This window comes from Sphingomonas sp. CROZ-RG-20F-R02-07 (genome assembly GCF_022662335.1).
Taxonomy (GTDB): domain Bacteria; phylum Pseudomonadota; class Alphaproteobacteria; order Sphingomonadales; family Sphingomonadaceae; genus Sphingomonas.
This window is the reverse complement of the sequence record NZ_JAKNQJ010000017.1, coordinates 31,367-50,610: the sequence shown is the minus strand read 5'-3', so window position 1 is coordinate 50,610 and position 19,244 is coordinate 31,367. Positions and strand designations below refer to the sequence as shown.

12 protein-coding genes are annotated in these 19,244 nt (G+C 70.3%); 3 read left to right on the top strand and 9 right to left on the bottom strand.

What is annotated here, in order from left to right:
* Positions 1 to 98: 98 nt before the first annotated feature.
* A complete protein-coding gene (locus tag L8H00_RS16830; RefSeq protein ID WP_242098464.1) occupies positions 99 to 776 on the top strand; it encodes a response regulator transcription factor in 678 nt (225 codons plus the stop codon).
* 7 nt (positions 777 to 783) lie between these two features.
* Positions 784 to 2,082, top strand: coding sequence for a HAMP domain-containing sensor histidine kinase (locus L8H00_RS16825; protein ID WP_242098463.1), 1,299 nt, complete (start codon positions 784 to 786; stop codon positions 2,080 to 2,082).
* On the opposite strand, the gene L8H00_RS16820 is transcribed toward L8H00_RS16825, so the two are convergent.
* The 7 genes from L8H00_RS16820 to L8H00_RS16790 form a co-directional block, all read right to left on the bottom strand.
* A complete protein-coding gene (locus L8H00_RS16820; protein ID WP_242098462.1) occupies positions 2,060 to 5,125 on the bottom strand; it encodes an efflux RND transporter permease subunit in 3,066 nt (1,021 codons plus the stop codon). The genes L8H00_RS16825 and L8H00_RS16820 overlap by 23 nt on opposite strands.
* Complete coding sequence (locus L8H00_RS16815; RefSeq protein WP_242098461.1) at positions 5,125 to 6,153, bottom strand: efflux RND transporter periplasmic adaptor subunit; 1,029 nt, start codon at positions 6,151 to 6,153, stop codon at positions 5,125 to 5,127. Before L8H00_RS16815 ends, L8H00_RS16820 begins: the two co-directional genes overlap by 1 nt.
* The gene (locus tag L8H00_RS16810) at positions 6,150 to 7,475 is read right to left on the bottom strand and encodes a TolC family protein (RefSeq protein WP_242098460.1); all 1,326 of its coding nucleotides are present in this window, start codon (positions 7,473 to 7,475) and stop codon (positions 6,150 to 6,152) included. Before L8H00_RS16810 ends, L8H00_RS16815 begins: the two co-directional genes overlap by 4 nt.
* A 112-nt stretch (positions 7,476 to 7,587) precedes the next feature.
* Positions 7,588 to 9,462 carry a glycoside hydrolase family 2 TIM barrel-domain containing protein gene (locus tag L8H00_RS16805; RefSeq protein ID WP_242098459.1) on the bottom strand — a complete coding sequence of 625 codons (1,875 nt, stop codon included), beginning with the start codon at positions 9,460 to 9,462 and terminating at the stop codon, positions 7,588 to 7,590.
* Positions 9,463 to 9,518: 56 nt separating this feature from the next.
* Positions 9,519 to 10,709: a mannonate dehydratase gene (uxuA, locus tag L8H00_RS16800; protein ID WP_242098458.1), complete on the bottom strand. Its 1,191-nt coding sequence runs from the start codon at positions 10,707 to 10,709 to the stop codon at positions 9,519 to 9,521.
* A gap of 8 nt (positions 10,710 to 10,717) precedes the next feature.
* Positions 10,718 to 12,022: a dienelactone hydrolase gene (locus L8H00_RS16795; RefSeq protein WP_242098457.1), complete on the bottom strand. Its 1,305-nt coding sequence runs from the start codon at positions 12,020 to 12,022 to the stop codon at positions 10,718 to 10,720.
* Between the two features lie 23 nt (positions 12,023 to 12,045).
* Complete coding sequence (locus tag L8H00_RS16790) at positions 12,046 to 14,370, bottom strand: TonB-dependent receptor (RefSeq protein WP_242098456.1); 2,325 nt, start codon at positions 14,368 to 14,370, stop codon at positions 12,046 to 12,048.
* A 196-nt stretch (positions 14,371 to 14,566) separates the two neighbouring features.
* Between L8H00_RS16790 and L8H00_RS16785 the strand changes: the two genes are divergently transcribed.
* The gene (locus tag L8H00_RS16785) at positions 14,567 to 15,352 is read left to right on the top strand and encodes a FadR/GntR family transcriptional regulator (RefSeq protein WP_242098455.1); all 786 of its coding nucleotides are present in this window, start codon (positions 14,567 to 14,569) and stop codon (positions 15,350 to 15,352) included.
* Between the two features lie 155 nt (positions 15,353 to 15,507).
* Here the strand turns inward: L8H00_RS16785 and L8H00_RS16780 are convergent, their stop codons facing one another.
* Both L8H00_RS16780 and L8H00_RS16775 read right to left on the bottom strand, forming a co-directional pair.
* Positions 15,508 to 17,901 (bottom strand): TIM-barrel domain-containing protein, encoded by a 2,394-nt coding sequence (locus L8H00_RS16780; RefSeq protein ID WP_242098454.1) that lies wholly within the window; start codon positions 17,899 to 17,901, stop codon positions 15,508 to 15,510.
* Positions 17,898 to 19,178 (bottom strand): MFS transporter, encoded by a 1,281-nt coding sequence (locus L8H00_RS16775; protein WP_242098453.1) that lies wholly within the window; start codon positions 19,176 to 19,178, stop codon positions 17,898 to 17,900. Before L8H00_RS16775 ends, L8H00_RS16780 begins: the two co-directional genes overlap by 4 nt.
* Between the last annotated feature and the right edge of the window lie 66 nt (positions 19,179 to 19,244).

The window sequence follows — 19,244 nt, the reverse complement described above, 5'->3', positions numbered from 1 at the left end:
GGCGAAATACAATTCGAGCCGTCCGCGTCGACCGCGCACGCGTGGCTCGTTTGCGTCCGCGATCGGCGCTAGGGTGTCCGGCACGGGGGGCGGAGCCGATGCGTATTCTTCTGGCGGAAGACGATCCGGACATCGCGGCGTTCGTCGAGCGCGGCCTTCATGAGCGCGGCCATGCGGTGACGCGGGTGGCCGACGGTGAGGATGCCTGGCGTCTGGGCGTGCGCGAGACGTTCGACGCGGTGATCCTCGATCGCATGCTGCCGCGGATCGAGGGGCTCGACGTGCTGCGGCGGCTGCGCGCGGCGGACGTGCGCGTGCCGGTGCTGGTGCTGACGGCGAAGGGCGGCGTCGCCGATCGGGTCGACGGGCTCGATGCCGGTGCCGACGATTATCTGGTGAAGCCGTTCGCCATGGCCGAGCTGGTCGCACGGCTGAACGCGCTCGCGCGGCGCCCGCCGATCAACGCGGTGGTGACGCGGCTGGAGGTGGGCGACATCACGCTCGACGTGCTGCGCCGCGAGGTGTCGCGCGCAGGGCGCACCGTGCATCTCCAGCCGCGCGAATATGCCCTGCTCGAACTGCTGATGCGCCATGCCGGGCGGATCGTCACCCGCACGATGTTCCTCGAGGAGGTCTGGGGCTTCCATTTCGACCCGCAGACCAACATCGTCGAAAGCCATCTCAGCCGGATGCGCGCGAAGCTGCGCGAATGTTCCGCCTTCGATCCGATCGAGACCGTCCGCGGCGCGGGCTATCGGATGCGGACCGATGGCTAGGCTGCGGATGAGCGCTGCCTACCGCATCGCGTTCACCTATGCGCTGGCGTTTGCGGCGGCGATCCTGCTGCTGGGCGTGGCGGTGTATTTCGCGGCGGATGCCGAGTTCCGCCGCCAGCGCGACGACCAGATCAGCGCCGAACTCGCCGATGTGGCGCGGCAGCCGGGCAGGATCGGCCGCGCGATCGCCGAGCGGGAGCGTGGCCGCACCACCGGCTCCTTCGCCTATGCGCTGTTCGATCCCGCGGGCCGCCGGATCGCCGGCCATCTGGATACGCCGCGCCCGCCCGTCGGCTTCGGCATGATCGTCTTCCAGGATCCCGAAGAGGGCCCCGATAGCGCGCGTGCCAGGGCGGTGGACCTGCGGGGCGGCGACCGGCTGGTCGTCGCGGTCGATACCGAGACGATCGAGGCGATCGACGCGACGATCCTGACGCTGTTCGGCATCGCCTTTGCGGCCGTGCTGGTGATCGGATTCGTCGGCGCGCTGCTGCTGGGGCGTTATCTGCGGCAGCGGCTCGGCACGATCAGCCGCACCGCCAACGCGGTCGTAGCGGGCGACCTGCGGCTGCGCATGCCGGTCAGCGCCGATCTGGACGAGTTCGACGGCGTCGCGCTCGCGCTCAACGCCATGCTCGACCGGATCGCCGGACTGATGGAGAATCTGCGCCAGGTGTCGAGCGACGTGGCGCACGATCTGCGCACGCCGCTGCTGCGGCTGCGGGGGCGCCTGGAATCGGTGGGCGTGGTCGAGGGGGCGGCGGAACGGGCGATCGAGCAGGGCGACGCGATCCTGGCGCTGTTCGCCGCGATCCTGCGTATCGCCGAGGTCGAGGGCGGCGGACTGGCCGACGGCTTCGTCGCGGTCGATCTGTCCGCGCTGGTCGCGGATGTCGGCGACAGCTTCCTGCCCGCGCTCGGCGACAGCGGGCATCCGCTGTCCTGGCGGGTCGAGCCGGGGATCGTCGTGCGCGGCCATCGCGAGCTGCTCGCGCAGGCGATCGTCAATCTGCTCGACAATGCACGGGTGCACACGCCCGAAGGAACCGCCGTCGCGCTGACCCTGCGCGCCGATGCCGGACGCGCGCGGATCACCGTCTCGGACGACGGGCCGGGCGTGGACGCGGCGGAACGGGCCGCGATCCTGCGCCGCTTCTACCGCGCCGAGGCAAGCCGGACGACGCCGGGCAACGGCCTGGGCCTCAGTCTCGTCGCGGCGGTGGCGGCGGCGCACCGCGGCGACGTGACGGTCGCGGCGAACGATCCCGGCCTCGCGGTGACGATCACGCTGCCGCAGGCCGGCTGAGCCCGGGCGCGTCGCGCGGGAGGGTGAGCCGCACGAGAATCGGCATGGCGAGCAGCACGAGCGGATATTGCAGCAGCAGCCCGGCGATGATCGCGATGGCGAGCGGTTGCTGGATGCCGGATCCCGCGCCGATCGCGAGCGCCAGCGGGAGCAGGGTCAGGATCGTCGCCAGCGTCGTCATCGTGATCGGGCGGAGGCGGCTGCGGCTCGCCGCGCGCGTCGCCTCGGCGGGCGGCATCGTGCGGCACAGTTCCTCGAATTCGGAGACGTAGAAGATCGCCATCTCGGTGCCGATGCCGATAATCATCGTCATGCCCATCAGCGCGGTGATGTTGAGATCGACGCCCGCCAGCCAGAGGGCGGTGAACACCGACGTGGTCGACAGCAGCGAACAGCCGATGATGATGACGGGCAGCCAGAAGCGGCGATAGAGGATCAGCAGCAGCGCCAGTTCGGCCACCAGCGCCGCGCCGAACACCTTGATGAGGCCGGCGAACGCGATCTGCTGCTGCTGGTAGAGGCCGCCCAGTTCGTAGCGGATGCCGGGGCCGAGCGTGCCGGGCCTGTCGAGAACCCGCTGCACGTCGCCCACAGCGGCGCCGATGCCGCGCCCCTGGATGCGGCCGGTGACGGCGACCATCGGCTCCAGATTGTCGCGCGCGATCTGCGGCTGGCCGGTCACCGTCTCCACGGTCGCGACGCGCGACAGGGCAAAGACATGGCCGTCGGTGGCGCGGATCGGCAATCGCGCGAGATCGGTCTGGCTCAGGGTCAGCGCATCGGGCAGCCGCACGCGGACGTCGACCGCCTTGGTCGCCTGCGCCAGCGTGGTCGCGACGCTGCCGGTCAGCGCGGTGGCGAGCTGCGCCTCGACATCGGCGGGTGCCACGCCCTCCAGCCCGGCGCGCACCGGATCGACATGCACGTCGAGCGCATCGCCCGCGAGCTGGACGCCGTCCTTCACCTCGACGACGCCGTCGATCCGCGCGATCAGCGCAGCGACCTTCTTCGCTTCGCCCTCCAGCACGGCGGGATCGGCGGCGTAGAGCTTCACCTCGATCGGCTGCGGCACCGCGGTCAGGTCGCCGATCAGATCCTCGATCAACTGCGCCACCTCGACCTGGACGCCGGGCACCTGCGCGGTCACCCGGTCGGCGACGGCGCTCGCGACGTCCTCGGTCGGCTTGTGGTGATCGGGCTTCAGCCGGACGAAATAATCGCCGTGATAGCTTTGCCCGAGATCGCCGCCGAGCCCGGTGCCGAGCCGCCGCGAGAAGGTCTCGACATCGGGATCGGCCTTCAGCATCGCGTCGATCTGGCCGATCTGGCGGCTGGACTCGTCGAGCGAGGTGCCGGGCGTGGTGTAATAGTCCATGATGAACCCGCCCTCGTCCACCTTGGGCATGAAGCCGCTCGGCACGTTCGAATAACCGACATAGCCGATGACGAGCAGCGGCACCGCGATCGCGGCGAGCAACCAGGGCCGCGCCGCCAGCGTGCCGAGCGCGCGATCATGCGCGCGCGCGGCGGCGCCCTGGCCGGGCTCGCCGGGATCGTGCCACGCGTCGAAATCGACCAGCCACCGCACCAGCACGGGCACGACGAACGCCGTCATCGCCCAGGAGATCGCAAGCGCCGTCGCCATCGTCAGCGACAGCGCCTTCGAGAAGGCGCCGGTCACGCCGCTGAGGAAGGACAGGGGGATGAACACGATCAGCGTGGCCAGACTCGATCCGGTGAGCGGCGCCATGAACTCGCGCGCGGCCGGGATGACCGCGGCATCGCCCACCGGCATGCCGTCCGCGCCCCGGGCGCCCGCGCGGCGGGCGATATGCTCGACCATCACGATCACGTCGTCGATCAACAGGCCGACCGCCGCGGCGATGCCCCCCAGCGTCATGATGTTGAAGCTCATGCCGAGGATGGCGAGCACCAGCACCGTCGTCGCCAGCGTCGCCGGCACGACGATGACGGCCACCAGCGTGACGCGCCAGCTGCGCAGGAACCACAGCAGCACGAGCCCGGCGAGGACGAGGCCGATCAGCACGGCATCGCGCACGCTCGCCACCGATTGCGTGACCAGCACGCTCTGGTCGTACCAGCACACCAGTTTCACGCCGGGCGGCAGGGCGACGCCGGCGAGCTTCTGTTGCACGGCCTCAGCGATCCGCACCGCGTTGCCGTCGGGCTGTTCGTAGATGTTGAACAGCACGGCGGGGCGGCCGTCCTCGACGATACGCTGCCACACCGGCACCGCGCCGCTCCGCACGGTCGCGACGTCGCGCACGCGCACCACGCCGGCCGGATCGGCGGTGACGACGATGTCGCCGACCTGCGCCGCGCTCGCCACGCTGCGATCGGCGATCACCAGCGACAGCCGCCCGCGATCCTGCACCTGGCCGACCGCGCTCAGCACGTTGCCGCCCCGGATCGCGGTCGCCAGGTCGCTCATCGCGAGGCCGTGATCGGCCAGGCGGTGGGCGTCGGCCAGCACCTCGATCTCGCCCGTATCGCCGCCCTGCACGCCGACGCGGGCGAGGCCGGCGATCGAGGACAGCAGCGGCGTGATCTGATAGCGCGCGAAATCCTGCAGCGCGACGGGATCGGCGCGATCGGGCACCAGCGCATAGGAGATGATCGGAAAGACCGTCGGGTCCATCCGCCGCACGCCATATTGGGTGCCGGCGGGCAGCGAGGGCAGGATGCGCGCGATCGCGGAATCGACCAGCAGCGTGCTCGCCACCATGTCGCGGCCCCAGCCGAAATCGATCGAGATCTGCGCCGAGCCCCGACTCGTCGCCGAACGGACGTCCTGCACGCCGGGGATCGCGCGGATCGCCTCCTCGACCGGGCGGGTGACGGTGAGCGCGGTCTGGTCGGCCGGGCGGCTGCCGGAATCGAGATCGACCACGACGCGCGGGAACGAGACCTGCGGGAACAGGCCGATCGGCAGCGACAGCGCCGCGAAGGCGCCCGCGATCGCCAGCGCCAGCGCGATGAGGACGAACGCGCGCGACTGTTCGCGCAGCAGCCGTTCGAGCATCAGCGCGACCGCCGCACGGCATCGCCGTCCTGCACCTGATAGGCGCCGTCGACGATCAGCGGTCGTTGCCGGTCGATCGCGCCGGTGACGACATCGCCGTCGTCGGAGGCGAGCGCGACCGCGACGGGCACCGCCTTGGCCTTACCGCCGGCGATCTGGAAGACGTGCGTCGGGCCGCCGGCGGTGACCACCGCGCGGTGTGGCACCACCCAGCCCGATATCTGCCCGGTGGCGATCGCGACCCGCATGCCCTCGCCGGGCAGCAGGCTGCCGCGCGGAAAGGCGATGTCGATGTCCACCAGCCGCGTCTTCGCGTTGAGCGCGCTGTCGACGCGCAGCACATGTCCCGCGAGCGGTGCCCCCCCCGAGAGCCGCACCAGCGACGCGGGCTGGCCGATCGCGACCGCGCCGCGTTCGGACGGATCGATGCCCACCGTCACGACGACGCCGCCCGCCTTCACCAAAGTGAGGATCGCCGCGCCGGCCGGGGTGCGGTCGCCCTGCGCCACGGTGACGGCGGTGACGATGCCGTCGAACGGTGCGGTTAGCAGATGGCCGTCGGCCCCCGCCCCTTCGGCCCGCAGTGCGGCGAGCGCGGTCTGTGCGTCGGCGACCGCCCGGTCCGCCTGCACGAGCTGGTCCTGGGTGGCGAATTGCTGACCCAGCAATTGCGCGGTGGTGGCGCGTTGCTTCTGCGCGGCCTTCAGCGCGTCGACCGCCTGCGTGTAGCTGCTGCGCGCGGACGGCGCGGTGACGAAGCGCGCGAGCGCCTGCCCGGCATGCACCGCCGCGCCCGGCGTGACCATCAGCCGGGTCACTTGCCCCGGCTGCGCCTCGCTGAAGGTCCGCGTGCCGTCGAGTGCGGGCGCGACCGACCCGTAAGCGGTGACGGTGCGCGGCAGCGATCCCGGTATCGGCGCGGCGGTGGAGACGAGCACGCTGGGCGTCGGCGTCGGCGCGGCATCGGGCGTCCCGCCGCCACATCCGCTTAGCAGGATCGTGGCGACGAGCGCCGTCCGCGCCCTCATCGCGGCGCCACCGGCAGGTCGACGGTCGGCAGGCCGTCGCCGACCAGCGTCTGCAGCGCGATCCGCCGATCGAGCAACGCCAGTTCCAGCGTCATGATGTCCTGTTCCTTGGTGAAGCGGTTCGAGACGAGATCGATATAGCTGCGCTCGTCGATGTTGGACTGGCCGAACGCGGTTTGCGCGCGAGCGGCGGCGAGGCGCGCTGCGGGCAGGTCGCGGCGCTGCGCGGCGAGCTGCGCCGAGAGCTGCTCCATCTCGCGCAGCATCGCGCCGACCGTGCCCGTTGCTGTCGCCAGCCGCGCCGCATAATCGGCGTGGAGCTGCGCACGCGTCGCCTCGGCGATCGCGATATTGCTCCGGTTGCGATCGAACAGCGGCAGGCCGAGCGTCGCGCCGGGGCCGCCATTGACGACCTTCGAACTGTCGCTGGTGGCGCTGCCGCCCAGCACCAGATCGGGGAATTGCGAGAGGATCGCCTGCCGCACCTGCTCGTCGGCGGCGGCATAGCCCATCTGCAACGCGATCAGATCGGGCCGTCGGCTGGGCAGGGCGCCGAGCCCGGCGCGGATCGCAGCCGGATCGAACGGCGGCAGATCGGGTTTGGCGGCGAGCGGCACGACCACGTCGGGCGCAAGCCCCAGCAGCGCATCGAGTTGATGCATCGATGCCAGTTGCTTCTGGTCGAAAGCATCGAGCGCCGTGCGCGCGGCCTGCAGCGCGATCCGGTCGGGCGCGACGATCACCAGCGTGGTGTTGCGCGCGGCGAGCGCCTGTTCGAGCTTGGCGTTGCGGTCGGCGAGCAGGCGATAGGCCGCCGCATAGCTGGGCCGGGTGCGGGCGCCGACGATCAGATCCGCCGCGATCTGCCGCGCCTGCCCCGCCACCTGCCACTCCTGCCAGACGATCTCGGCGGCCACCTGCTGCTCGCCATCGGCCGCGGCGCGGCGTTTTGACCGATAGGTGACGAGTGCCTTAATATCCTGGCCGATGCCGATGTTCCACGCCGGCACGGTGCCGGGGCCCGACAGCAGCGGCAGGAACGCGCCGGTCAGCGCCGGATTGGGGAGGATGCCGGCCTGCCGGGTACGCCCGGCGGCGACCGCGCGGTTGCGCCGCGCGGCCTGGAGATCGGGGTTGTTCGCCAGCGCGAGGCCGACCACCTGCGCGATCGACAGCGGCGTGCCCGGCGCCGGGGCGCTGGCCAGCGCATCGATGCGCGGGGCGAGCGGCGCGGCCGGTGCCAGCGGCAGCGCGCCATAATGGGCGCACCCGCCGAGCAGAAGCGCGGCGAGCGCGCCGACCGCGTTCGGCAAGGTCTTCATGCCACGTCTCCCGAGCGGATCTGCTCCCCGTGCTGCGCCCGCCGCACTAGCTCGCCCCTCGGTGGTTGCGGAAATTATATATCCCCAACCCGCGACCGGCCGGGGCCCCGCTTCACCGGGGCGTCGCCTCCTTGCCGTGATAATAGGCCGCCAGCACGTCGAACGCGGCCTTGCGCTCGCCCGTTTCGGAGATCAGCCCCTTGCGGTTCCAGCCCTGCTGGAAATCGGGGTTCTGCCGGCGCGGCGAGCGGAAATCCTTCAGGATCCAGGGCGACAGGCCCCGCAGCGTCGGCAGCCGGTCCGCCATGGCCAGCGTGGCGCGGTAATAATCCGCCTGGAACTCCTCGGAGAATTTCTGTTCGTGAACGGGATCGTGGAAGCCCGCGCGCGCGTCCGCGCCCAGCTCGGAAAAGATCAGCGGCCGGTTCGGGGGCACGTGCCAGATGCTCCCCGGCAGATCGGCGAGGCGATCCTGCGTGTACCAGCCGTTATAGGTGTTGATCGCCAGCACATCGAGCGAGTCGGCGAGCGGATCGGCCAGCGTCATCACCGGATGGCCGCCCGCGTCCGATCGCTCCACCAGCAGGGCGGCGCTGACGAGCCGCGTGTCGTCGAGCCGGCGGGCATCGGCCACCAGCGTGCGCAGGAACGCGTTGCGCGCGTCCGTCACCGGCGTCTCGTTGGCGACGCTCCAGATCGCCACCGCCGCGCGGTTGCGATCGCGCAGGATGTTTTCGGCCAGCATCGTCCGCGCGCGCGCCAGCGTCGCCGGGTTCGACCAGGCGACGCGCCAATAGACCGGCACCTCGCTCCAGACGAGCAGGCCCATCTCGTCGGCGAGGCGCAGCGTCACCTCGCTGTGTGGGTAATGCGCCAGGCGGACGTAATTGCCGTGCAGCCCGTCCTTGATCTCGCCGAGCAGCGCGCGCGCGGCGGCGGGCGTCATCGCGCGCGTCGGATCGACGCCCAGCTCCTCCTCGTGCATCGAGATGCCGCGCAGGAAGATCGGGCGGCCGTTGAGCAGGATGTCCGACCCGCGCACCGCCAGCGTGCGAAAGCCGATCCGGTCGCGCCAGCGATCCGCGCCCGCGCTGACCGCGACGTCGTAGAGCCGCGGCCGATCGGGCGACCAGCGGACCAGCGCGCGCGGCGCGGCGATCGTCGCGTGCCAGTCGCCCCGCGCATCCGTCACCCCGGCGCGGTCCAGCTTCAGGTCGGCGATGTGCAGCGCAACCGGATGATTCGCCGCCTGCGGCCCGTCGAGATGCACGTCGACCGCCAGGGTGCCGTCGCGCGCCAGCCGCACCCACGCATCGTCGACATAGGTGTCGGGCGTGGCGATCAGCCGGACGGGGCGCGTGATCCCGCCGTAATTCTCCCAGTCGGTGACGGGCGGCGGCACGGTCGCCTCGTTCGCCTGCGAATCGACGCCGATGGTGATCTGGTTGTCGCCGTCGCGCAGCAACCGCGTCACGTCGAACGCGAAGGGGGTGAAGCCGCCTTCGTGCCGGCCGACTTCGCGGCCGTTGAGATAGACGATCGTCGCATAGTTTGCCGCGCCGAAGCGCAGGAAATAGCGCCCCCGGCGCGCGACCGGCGCGGGGAAGCTGCGCTGATACCACATCAGCCCGTCATAATGGCGCAGCTCGGGCGCTTCGGTCAGCCAGGAGGAGGGCAGGGTCGTCAGCGGCGAATGCGCGAGATCGAATTCGTAGAGCACCCGGCTGTCGCTCGCCATCGCCTGGCGGACATCGACGTCGCGCCAGCGCTGCTGGCCGGAATCGGGCGCGCCGCCGTGAAAGCCGGCGATCCCCGAACGGAACGGATCGATCGAATAATGCCATGCGCCCGACAGATCGGTGCCGTCGCGCAGGTCGGCGGCGACCAGCAGCGGAGCCGGGCGCGGCGGCGGCTCCTGAGCGGCGAGCGGCGTGGCCGCCAGCATCAGCGTCATCGCGATCGCGCGTGTCCAGCCCGGTATCGTCATCGCGTCTCTCCTGTCGCGCGGGGCCTCGGCGGGCACCGCGTCATGATCGTCCAGCCTTATACCCTCGCCGCCTGCGCCACGCCGCGCTCCAGCCCGCGGAGCTCGGCCAGGCCCCGCATCCGGCCGAGCAGCGAATAGCCCGGATTGGTGCGCCGGTTCAGGTCGTCGAGCATCTGGTGGCCATGGTCGGGGCGCATCGGCAAGGCGCGGCCGGTGCGCTGTTGCAGGCGGTGCACCGCGGCCATCACCGCCGGCATGCCCGCATCGCCCTCGAGATGCGCTGCCTCGTGGAACGCGCCGTCCGCTTCGCGCCGGACAGAGCGGAGATGGAGAAAGCCGATCCGGTCGCCCAGCCGCTCGACCATGCCGGGCAGGTCGTTGTCGGCGCGGACGCCGAACGACCCGGTGCACAGGCACAGCCCGTTCGACGCCGCCGGCACCCGGCGGAACAGTTCGGCCACATCCGCCTCGGTGCTGACGACGCGCGGCAGGCCGAAGATCGGGAAGGGCGGATCGTCGGGATGGACGACGAGCGCCAGCCCCAGCGCGTCGGCGACCGGGCAGACGGCCTCGAGAAAGGCGACATGGTTCGCGCGCAGCCCGTCGGCGTCGAGCCCGTCATAGAGCGTCATCGCCTGGCGGAACGCGTCGAGCGTGAAGCTCTCCTCGCTGCCCGGCAGGCCGGCGATGATCGTCCGCTCCAGCCGGTGCCGCGCGGCGTCGTCCATCGCGGCGAAGCGGCGTTCGGCCGCCGCCAGCGTCTCGGCGGGATAGTCGGCCGCCGCGCGCGGCCGCTTCAGCAGGAACAGATCGAAGGCCGCGACGGCGGTCAGTTCGAAACGGAGTGCCAGCGCCCCGTCGGGCAGGGGCCAGGCCAGATCGGTCCGCGTCCAGTCGAGCAGCGGCATGAAATTATAGGTGACGGTGCGGATGCCGTTCGCCGCGAGATGGCGCAGGCTTTCGGTATAGGCGGCGATCAGCCGGTCCCAATCCGGGCCGCGCACCTTGATCCCCTCGTCCACCGGCAGGCTTTCGACCACCGTCCAGTCGAGCCCGGCGGCGCGGATCATCGCCTTGCGCGCGGCGATCGCCTCGTGCGGCCACACCGCGCCGTTGGGCAGTTCGTGCAGCGCGGTGACGATCCCCGTCGCGCCCGCCTGGCGGATATCGCGCAGCGCCACCGGATCGGCGGGGCCGAACCAGCGCATCGTCGGCGTCATCCATACGGGGCCGGTCCTATCGTCCATCGTCGCGTTCATCGTGCAGGCTTGGTCTCGAACATCATGCCCGTGGCGCGGCTCGGCTGGAATCCCTTCCAGGTCGTCGCGGCGGGCGGCCCCGGGCTGTAACCGGCATAGCGGCCGATCGGTGCCGTGGCCCAGCGGCCGGAATCGGAATCGGCGACGAGACCGTCGAGATAGGCGTCCCTGCTCGCGTCGCCCTTCACATGGCGGTCAAGAAAGGCGGTGATGAAATGCGCCTCCACCGGCAGCAGCCGGTCCTTGCGCCACACCGCGTCCTCGAACCAGTCGAGATCCCAGAAGCGGCGGCGCATGGCCGGCGGTGCGCCGACCAGCGCGATGCTGTGCCCCGCCTCCTTGAAGGTCAGCAGATAGCGCGGCGCATGGACCGCGCCGTCGAACAGCGCGCGCACCCCGTCATAGCCGACCACATGATCCTGGCTGCCGACGACGAACAGCGTCGGCGTGGTCACCGCGGCGATGCCGTCGCCCGACCAGATCGGCGTGTCCCCGAAGCGGTTCGCCGGCGAGATCGCGACCACCGCCTTGAGGTTCGCGACCTTGAGGGCGGCGCTTTGGGCGCCCCCGGCGACATAGGGCGCGAGCGCACCGCGCGTCAGCCCGGCGAGCGCGGGGTCGATCGGCGCGCCCGCGGCCGTGAGCACGCCATAACCGCCCATCGAGTAGCCGATCAGCGCGGTGCGATCGGCATCGGCCGCAGCGAATACGCCCATGCCGGCCCGCGCGCGGCGCTGCGCCTCGCGCGCGACGAAGGCGATGTCGAGCGGACGGCGCGCGATCGGCCCCGCGCGCGCCGCGGCGGTGCGCAGGCTGATCGCCGGATCCCCGAAGGCGGGCGCCACGACCACATAGCCCTTGCTCGCCAGATTCTCGCCGAGCCAGGACAGCACCGCGGGCGTGTTGCCATAGCCGTGCGCCAGGATGACGAGCGGGAAGCGACCACGCGCGGCGGCGGCGCCGCGCGTGGCGATGCCGGGCAGGTCGAACGGCACGTCGACGCCATCCTCGCCCGACAAAGCGGTGCGATAGGTGATCCCCGCGCCCGGCGCGGCGGCGGGATACCAGATCATGAGCGGCAGGTGGCGATTGGCCCGCGCGCCGGCGGGGGCGTCGGGGCGCAGATCGATCTGGCCGGGCTGGTCGAACGCGGCGTCGGCGATCCCCACCGGATAGGCGCCGAGCGCCGCCAGTTCGGGCGAATCCACGCTGGGCCGGGCCAGCGGCTCTTGCGCCGTCACGCCCACCGCCGCGGCCAGCGCGAGCGCCGCGCCGATCGCCATTCCGATCCTCGAACCCATCGCCACTCTCCCGCTTGCGTGCCTCAATAGTTCAGCGCGAGCCGCAAGCCGGCATAGCGGCGGAAATCGCGCGGCAGCAGCGCCTGCGTCGCCACCTGATTGCCGAAATTGCCCGCGGTGTTGATGAGCGACGAATAATAGCGCTGATCGAACACGTTGTTGACGAAGGCGACCAGTTCCCAGCGCCGCTCCGGCCCGCGCACGCCGAGCCCGAGATTGACGATGTGGAACGCCTTCTGAAGCGTCTGGGGATCGTCGATCGCATAGTTGACGCGGGTCTGGAACTGCCAGTTCACCTGCGCGACGCCGCGCAGATCGCGGCCGAGCTTGGGCGAATAATCGGCGCTCACGTTGAACTTCCATTCGGGCGCCTGCGCCACGCGCATCCCGGTCAGGTTCTGGCGCGCGGGGCTTCCGGTGCAGCCCTGCGCCGCGGTCTGCAGCGGATAGCATTGGCCGACCGGGTAATCGGTATAATGCGCATCGAGATACGTCGCCGCGCCGTTCAGATTGAGGTCGTCGCCGAGCCGCGCGGAGGCCTCGAGCTCGATCCCCTTGGTGTTGAGCCCGCCGACATTGGTCAGGCGGTAATTCTGCGTGCCGTCCGCCAGCGTCTCGATCGATTGCGCCTGCAAATTGGTATAATCGGTGTCGAAGAGCGTGAGGTTGAGCGTCAGATGGTGCTCGAAGAACTGGGTTCGCGCACCGATCTCGCGGTCGCGCGAGCGTTCCGGCTTGATCGGCCCGGCTGCCGCGCGGTTCTGGTTGAAGCCGGTGGACAGATCATAGGTCTGGCCCTTGTACCCGGTGGCATAGGTGCCGAACACCATCAGGTCGGGCGTGAATTCATACCGCAGGCTGGCCTTGTAGGTGCCCGCGGTATCCTCCGCATGGCCGCTGTAGAAGGTGTTGGCGTTGCGGTCGGCGTAATTATAGGCGACCGCTTCGTTCTGGACGCGGCCGCCGCCCGTCAGCGTCAGCTTGGGCAGGAACTCCCAGTCGAACTGCGCGAAGCCCGCGACCTGGCGCGACTTCGACGTGGCGGACCAGTTGGCGAGCGAGAAGACGGGCCCGCGGAAGAAGGGGCGGTTGAAGCTCACATTGGCGAAATAGGTGCCGAGCGTATAGCGGAACGGCTTGTTGCTCGCCGATTGCAGCCGCATCTCGTTGGTGATCTGTTCGGAATCGAACGCGCCGAGCTGGTTGTTGTTGCCGTAAGCGCCCGGCGCCGAGGTGTCGTCCTGATCGAGATAATCGTCCAGGTGGAACCGGTCGTACGAGGTGATGGTGATGAAGTTCATGTCGCCCAACACGCTGAGTTCGGTGCGCAGATAGCCGCCACCCCCCGAGTATTTGGTGCGGGCGTCGAAATTGTTGCTGATATTCTGGTTGTCGGGGCCGGGCGTCACGCCGGGAAACACCACCGCCGGGGTGAGCCCCGGCTGGCCGCGCAGCAGCGCGCCCGGCGCCACCGCGATGAACGGCCGGCCCACGGTGGTGTTGCCGTTGACGTAATTGGCCGACAGCGTCACCGACGAGCGGTCGTCGGGTGACCAGCGCAGCTTGCCGCGCAGGTTCACCGACTCGCGGCCGCTCACCTCCTTGTTGTCGTACACATTGTGCACGTTGCCGCCCCAGGCATTGTATGCCGCCGAGACGACGTAGCCGAGATCGGGCGAGATCGGCCCCGACACGCTGAAATTGCCGCCATGTTCGTCGTCGGTGGTGACCACGGCGTTGGCATGGACTCGCAGCGTGTCGGTCGGCGCGCGGGTGATGATGTTGATGAGGCCGGCCGAGGCCGATTTGCCGTACAGCGTGCTCTGCGGCCCGCGCAGCACCTCGATCCGCTCGACATCGGGCAGGTCGGTGAAGGCGCGCGCCTGGAAGGGCAGCGGCACTTCGTCGACCAGCACGGCGACGCTCGATTCGACGCCGATCCCGAACGCGAAGGTGCCGACGCCGCGCAGCGACACGTTGGAATTCTGCGGCTGCTCGGCGGGGCGCACGACGAGCGAGGGCGAGATCTTGCTGAGATCCTGGAAGTTGCGCACGCCGGCCGCGGCGAGCTGCGCGGGCGCCACCACCGAAACGGCGAGCGGCACGCGCTGGATGTTTTCCGCGCGCTTGTTGGCGGTGACGATGATCTCGCCCGTGGTGGTGGCGCTGTCGACATTGGAGGTGGGGCCGCCGGGCGCGCTCTGGGCGGGATCGGTCAACTGGCCCGAAGCCTGGGGGGTGACGGGGTCGGGTGCGGCGGGCGGCGTCTGCGCCAGCGCGGGCGCGGCACCCGCGATCAGCGCTATGGCCAACGCCGTCCTGGCGACCGAGTTCCGGAAAACCATCATATGCCCTCTCCCTTGTGTCGCGGCCGATCGTCGTCGGCCGTCATCCATTCGAGCGGCATATCAAATGGCCTTACCAATTGCAACGTGCCGTTGAGTATGGCGACGAAGTGGTCAGAACGGACCAGCGCGGGCGCGACGCCGATTGCCGATCAAGGCAAGCGTCTGTAGAGCAGGGGACCGTCATGCCGATAGCTTCGTGATCCGACCAATCCGCCCCGCACCGTCCATCCGCCAGTCGGGGGGACGCAAGCTGTACCAGCAGGCCGCCGCCGCGATCGCGGCGCTGATCCAGCGCGGCGATTACCGGCCGGGGCAGCGCATCCCGTCGGAACGCGAGCTGGCCGAGGAGCACAAGGTCAGCCGGCCGACGATCCGCGAGGCGCTGATCGCGCTGGAGGTGACCGGGCTGATCCGCTCGCGACACGGTTCCGGCATCTTCGTGGTCGACAATCCGCCCGCCGATGCGCTGATGCTCAGCCTCGACATCGGCGCCTTCGAGCTGACCGAAGCGCGGCGGCTGTTCGAGGGCGAGGCCGCGGCGCTGGCGGCGGTGCTGATCGCCGATGCGGATCTGGAGCAGCTCGAGGCGCTGATCGCCGACATGGAGCGCGAAAATCGCGAGCAGGTCAGCGGCGAACATGCCGATCGCGAATTCCATCTGGTGATCGCGCGCGCGACGCAGAATTCGGCAATCGCGGGCGTGATCGAGACCTTGTGGGACGCGCGCTACAGCTCGCCGCTGTGCGCGCACATGCTGGAGCGCGCGCGCAGCGTCGGCGTGCAGCCGCGAATCGACGAGCATCAGGTGATCCTGAAGGCGCTGCGCGCGCGCGATCCGGCGGCGGCGCGCACTGCGATGCGCGACCATCTCGCCCGCGTGATCGAGGGCCTGCTGAAAGCGACCGAGATCGACACGATGGAACGCGCCCGTGCCGAGGTGGAGGGCAAGCGCAGCGAACTGGCGCGCCGCGCCGCCGTCTAGGGCGGGAGGACGTTGGTTGATCCAGCCACGCAATCCGTTCGTGCTGAGCTTGTCGAAGCACGCTCCCACAATCGGGCGTTGCATGTGGTGCCTGCCCTTCGACGAGCTCAGGGGGAACGGGTTGAGGTAATTTCATCGAACTGCGGGACGTCGCGCTACACGGCGAGCGTCACGCCGATCCGTCCCTCCAGTGTCGCCGCATCCCCCGCGCCGCCTTCGACGATCAGCGTTCGCCCGTCGCCCGGCGGGAGGAGCAAGGTGACGCGGCCGTCACCCCAGACGCCCGGCCCATCGCGCGTGACGGCGATGGTGACGCGGGCGGCATCGGCATGGCCGCTCACGCGCCAGCGATCGATCGGCCCGTCGCCATCGCCGGCATCCTCCACTGCGCTCCAGGCGAAGTCGCCGATCGCGGGCGGGAAGAGCCAGATGCCGCGGCGATAAGCGCCGGGCCGCCAGCCGCCGCGCGCCAGATCGACCAGCATCGCCGAGCCCGCGCGGGCGAGCAGCGGCGGCGGCCCGTCGAGCGGGGCGGCCAGCGTGACGGTGTCGCCACCCGCGATCCGCTCGCCGGTCCACACCGCGATCCAGTCGGCTCCCGCCGGTGGCCGCACCACGCGCGTGGTCGCACCGGACTCCACGACGGGCGCGACCAGCAGGTCGGGGCCGAGCAGATGGTCGTCGCTCTCCGCCCAGGCGCCCGGGTCGTCGGGGAAGTCGAGCCAGGTGGGGCGCACCATCGGTTCGCAATCTGCATGATAGCGGTGAAGCCGATCGTAGAAGAACGGGATCAGCGTCTGGCGCAGCGCCATTAGCCGGCGGATCGCGGGCAGCGCCTCGGGATACATCCAGGGTTCGTTGACGGTGCGGTCGTCGTTCCAGCTATGGATGCTGAAGCGCGGCATCATCACGCCCGCCTGCACCCAGCGCACCAGCAGCTCGGGCGAGGGCGCCGGGCCCGAAAAGCCGCCCACATCGTGGCCGCTGTTCGATACGCCGGACAGCGCGAGGCCGATCGCCTGGCGGCCATTGTAGCGCAAGGTCTTCCATTCGGTGCGATTGTCGCCCGTCCAGGTCTGCGCATAACGCTGGAGGCCGGCCATGCCCGACCGCGTGACGACATAAGGCCGGTCGGCCGGACGTGCCTCGACCTGCGCCCGCCTGGAGGCGCGCATCATCAGCATCGGCTGGACGGGCCGCATCGCCGCCGCCGGCCGGTCCTCGCCGAAGCCCGCGAAGCGCGCGCGGGCGTCCCACAGCTCATATTCGTTGTTGTCGTTCCACGTTGCCGCAATGCCCGTATCGAGCAATGCCGCGGTCACCTGCTCGCGCCACCAGCACGCCGCGTCGGGTTTGGTGAAGTCGATATAGCTGCCGACCTCGTCCCAGAATTGCGCCTCGACCGGCACGCCGTCCGCATCGGCCACGAAGAACCCGGCGGCGGCCACCGCGTCGTAATGTGGATGGCTGCGCAGCAGGGCGGGCTTGATGTTGGGGACGAGCTGCACGCCCGCGGCGGCATAGCCCGCGACGAATGCGGCAGGGTCGGGAAACTTGTCGCGGTTCCAGTGGAAGACATAGCGTTTGTCGCCGATCGAGGTGTAGCCCGACGACAGATGGAACGAGGTGCAGCCGAGATCATGGTCGGCGCAGCGTTCGAGGAACCCTGCCATCTGTACCGCCGCGTCGGGCGCGTCGGTATAGGTCATGGTCGAGCCCGAATAGCCGAGCGACCAGCGCGGCATCAGCGCCGGGCGACCGGTCAGCCAAGTGAAGCGCCGCGTGACCGCCAGCGGATCGGGGCCGGCGATCATCCACAGATCGACATCGCCTGCATCGGCGACGACGTGGCGGTAGAGCCCGTGATAATTGTCGAGCTCGCGGCCGAGGTCCACGGTCACATCGGCGACGCTGTCGTAGAATTCGCCGTGGCAGCGCCCCGCGGCGTCGGCGACGAGCAGATAGGGCATGGATTTGTAGAGCGGATCGCTGGATTCGGCGTCGAAGCCCATCGGATCGACATTGGTCAGGCGAAAGCGGCGGCCGGCACGATCGGTGTCGCCGGTGCGGTCGCCGAGGCCGTGGAAGCGCTCGCCCGCGCTCCGCGCGAGATAATGGTGCGCGCGGCCGTCCCACCAGCCGAAATCATAGGCCTGGGTGGGGCGATCGGCCGCCATCGGCACCCAGTCGGCGCCCGCGCGCTGCTCCCAGGTGCAGTGCAGGCCGTGCAGCCGCACGGTCAGCCGCAGTGCCGCCGTTCGGATCGTCAGCGTCTCCGCGGTCTGCTCGCACGCGAAATCGGGGCAGGCGAAGCCGTCCACGGCCATCCGGTCGCGGCCCGGCTCGGCGATGTCGGCCTGGCCCGGCGCGATCGCCCAGCTCGGGGGGCTCGTCACCCGGCCGTCCACAAGCAGCAGCAGCCGCATCATGTCCTCCTCCAGCACGAAGAGGTGCGCGACCGCGCCGGTGTCGGCGGTCAGCGTCACGCGCCCGTGCGCGCGCTCGGTGCACGCGAAGTGCGGCGGGTTGGAGAGGGTGGCGCGTCTCATCGGCTGGGCTCCGGCAGCGGGGTTCGGGGCGGCGGGGTTCGGGGCAGCGTGAGCCGGCCCATGAAGAGGATCAGGACGGCGGCGCCGATCAGGTCGAACACGCCCAGCAGCCCGAACAGCGGCGCATAGCCGAAGCCGTCGGCGAGCTGGCCGATCAGCAGAGAGAAGATCAGCCCGCCGATCCAGCCCGCCTGACCGATGAATCCGTTCGCGGTGCCAACCTCGGCGGGCGCGAAGACGTCGGCCGACAGCGTGTTGATGAGCCCCGAGATCATCTGGTGCGCAAAGCCACCGACGCAGAACAGCGCGATCGCCGCATAGGGGCTGGCGGCGAGGCCGATGCACCCCGGTGCGATCATCAGCACCGCGCCGAGCGCGATGCCTGCCACGCGCGAGGGGATCAGCGCGACGCCCCGGCGCATCAGCCAGGGCGAGAGATAGCCGCCGAGGATGCCGCCCGCATCGGCGGCGAGGAAGGGCAGCCAGGCGAACAGCGCGATCTGCTGCAGGTTCATGCCGCGTTCGGTGGCGAGATAGAGCGGGATCCAGAAGCTGAAAGTCTGCCAGGCGGGCTCGGCGAGGAAGCGCGGCACCGCGATGATCCAGAAACGCTCCGACCCCAGGATCTCGCGCGCGGCCACCCGCTTGGTCGTCGCCGGCGGGCGATCGGCGGCGATCATCGCGCGCTCCTCGGCCGTGATCGAGGGGTGAGTCTCGGGCGTGCGGTAGCAGGCGTACCAGGCGGCGGCCCAGACGATCCCGATCGCGCCGGTGACGACGAAGGCCCAACGCCAGCTTGCCCAGATGGTGACCGCCGCGACGATCGGCGGCGCGATCAGCGCGCCGAGCGACGTGCCCGCGTTGAACCAGCCGACCGCGACGGATCGCTCGCGCGGCGGAAACCATTCGGCCACCGCCTTGATCCCCGACGGGATCGCCGCCGCCTCGGCGAGGCCCAGCAACCCGCGATAGAAGGCGAGGCTGACCCACCCGATCGCCAGCGCGTGGAGCATGTTGGCCGCCGACCAGGCGAGGCCGAACAGCGCGAAGCCGGCGCGCAGGCCGAACCGGTCGACCAGCACGCCGGCGATCGGCTGCATCACCGTATAGGCGAGCTGAAACGCGCCGACGACATAGCTGTACTGTTTGGTCGTCATGGTCAGCGCGGATTTGAGTTCGGGCGCGAGCACGCCGAGCGAGTTGCGCGCGAGATAGTTTGCCATGGTGCCGGCGCAGATCAGCGCGACCATCCACCAGCGGAGATTCCTGATCCGCACGCCCGTCCTCCCCGTCGCGCCGTATCCGGCGTCTGGATATGGTCTAGCCGTTCGTCATTGGCCTGT

Bases quoted from the DNA above. Each gene is read 5' to 3' on its own strand.
- L8H00_RS16810 (WP_242098460.1), bottom strand. From the start codon at position 7,475: ATGAAGACCTTGCCGAACGCGGTCGGCGCGCTCGCCGCGCTTCTGCTC.
- L8H00_RS16820 (WP_242098462.1), bottom strand. From the start codon at position 5,125: ATGCTCGAACGGCTGCTGCGCGAACAGTCGCGCGCGTTCGTCCTCATC.
- L8H00_RS16830 (WP_242098464.1), top strand. From the start codon at position 99: ATGCGTATTCTTCTGGCGGAAGACGATCCGGACATCGCGGCGTTCGTC.
- L8H00_RS16805 (WP_242098459.1), bottom strand. From the start codon at position 9,462: ATGACGATACCGGGCTGGACACGCGCGATCGCGATGACGCTGATGCTG.
- L8H00_RS16795 (WP_242098457.1), bottom strand. From the start codon at position 12,022: ATGGGTTCGAGGATCGGAATGGCGATCGGCGCGGCGCTCGCGCTGGCC.
- L8H00_RS16790 (WP_242098456.1), bottom strand. From the start codon at position 14,370: ATGATGGTTTTCCGGAACTCGGTCGCCAGGACGGCGTTGGCCATAGCG.
- L8H00_RS16815 (WP_242098461.1), bottom strand. From the start codon at position 6,153: ATGAGGGCGCGGACGGCGCTCGTCGCCACGATCCTGCTAAGCGGATGT.
- uxuA (WP_242098458.1), bottom strand. From the start codon at position 10,709: ATGGACGATAGGACCGGCCCCGTATGGATGACGCCGACGATGCGCTGG.
- L8H00_RS16825 (WP_242098463.1), top strand. From the start codon at position 784: ATGAGCGCTGCCTACCGCATCGCGTTCACCTATGCGCTGGCGTTTGCG.
- L8H00_RS16780 (WP_242098454.1), bottom strand. From the start codon at position 17,901: ATGAGACGCGCCACCCTCTCCAACCCGCCGCACTTCGCGTGCACCGAG.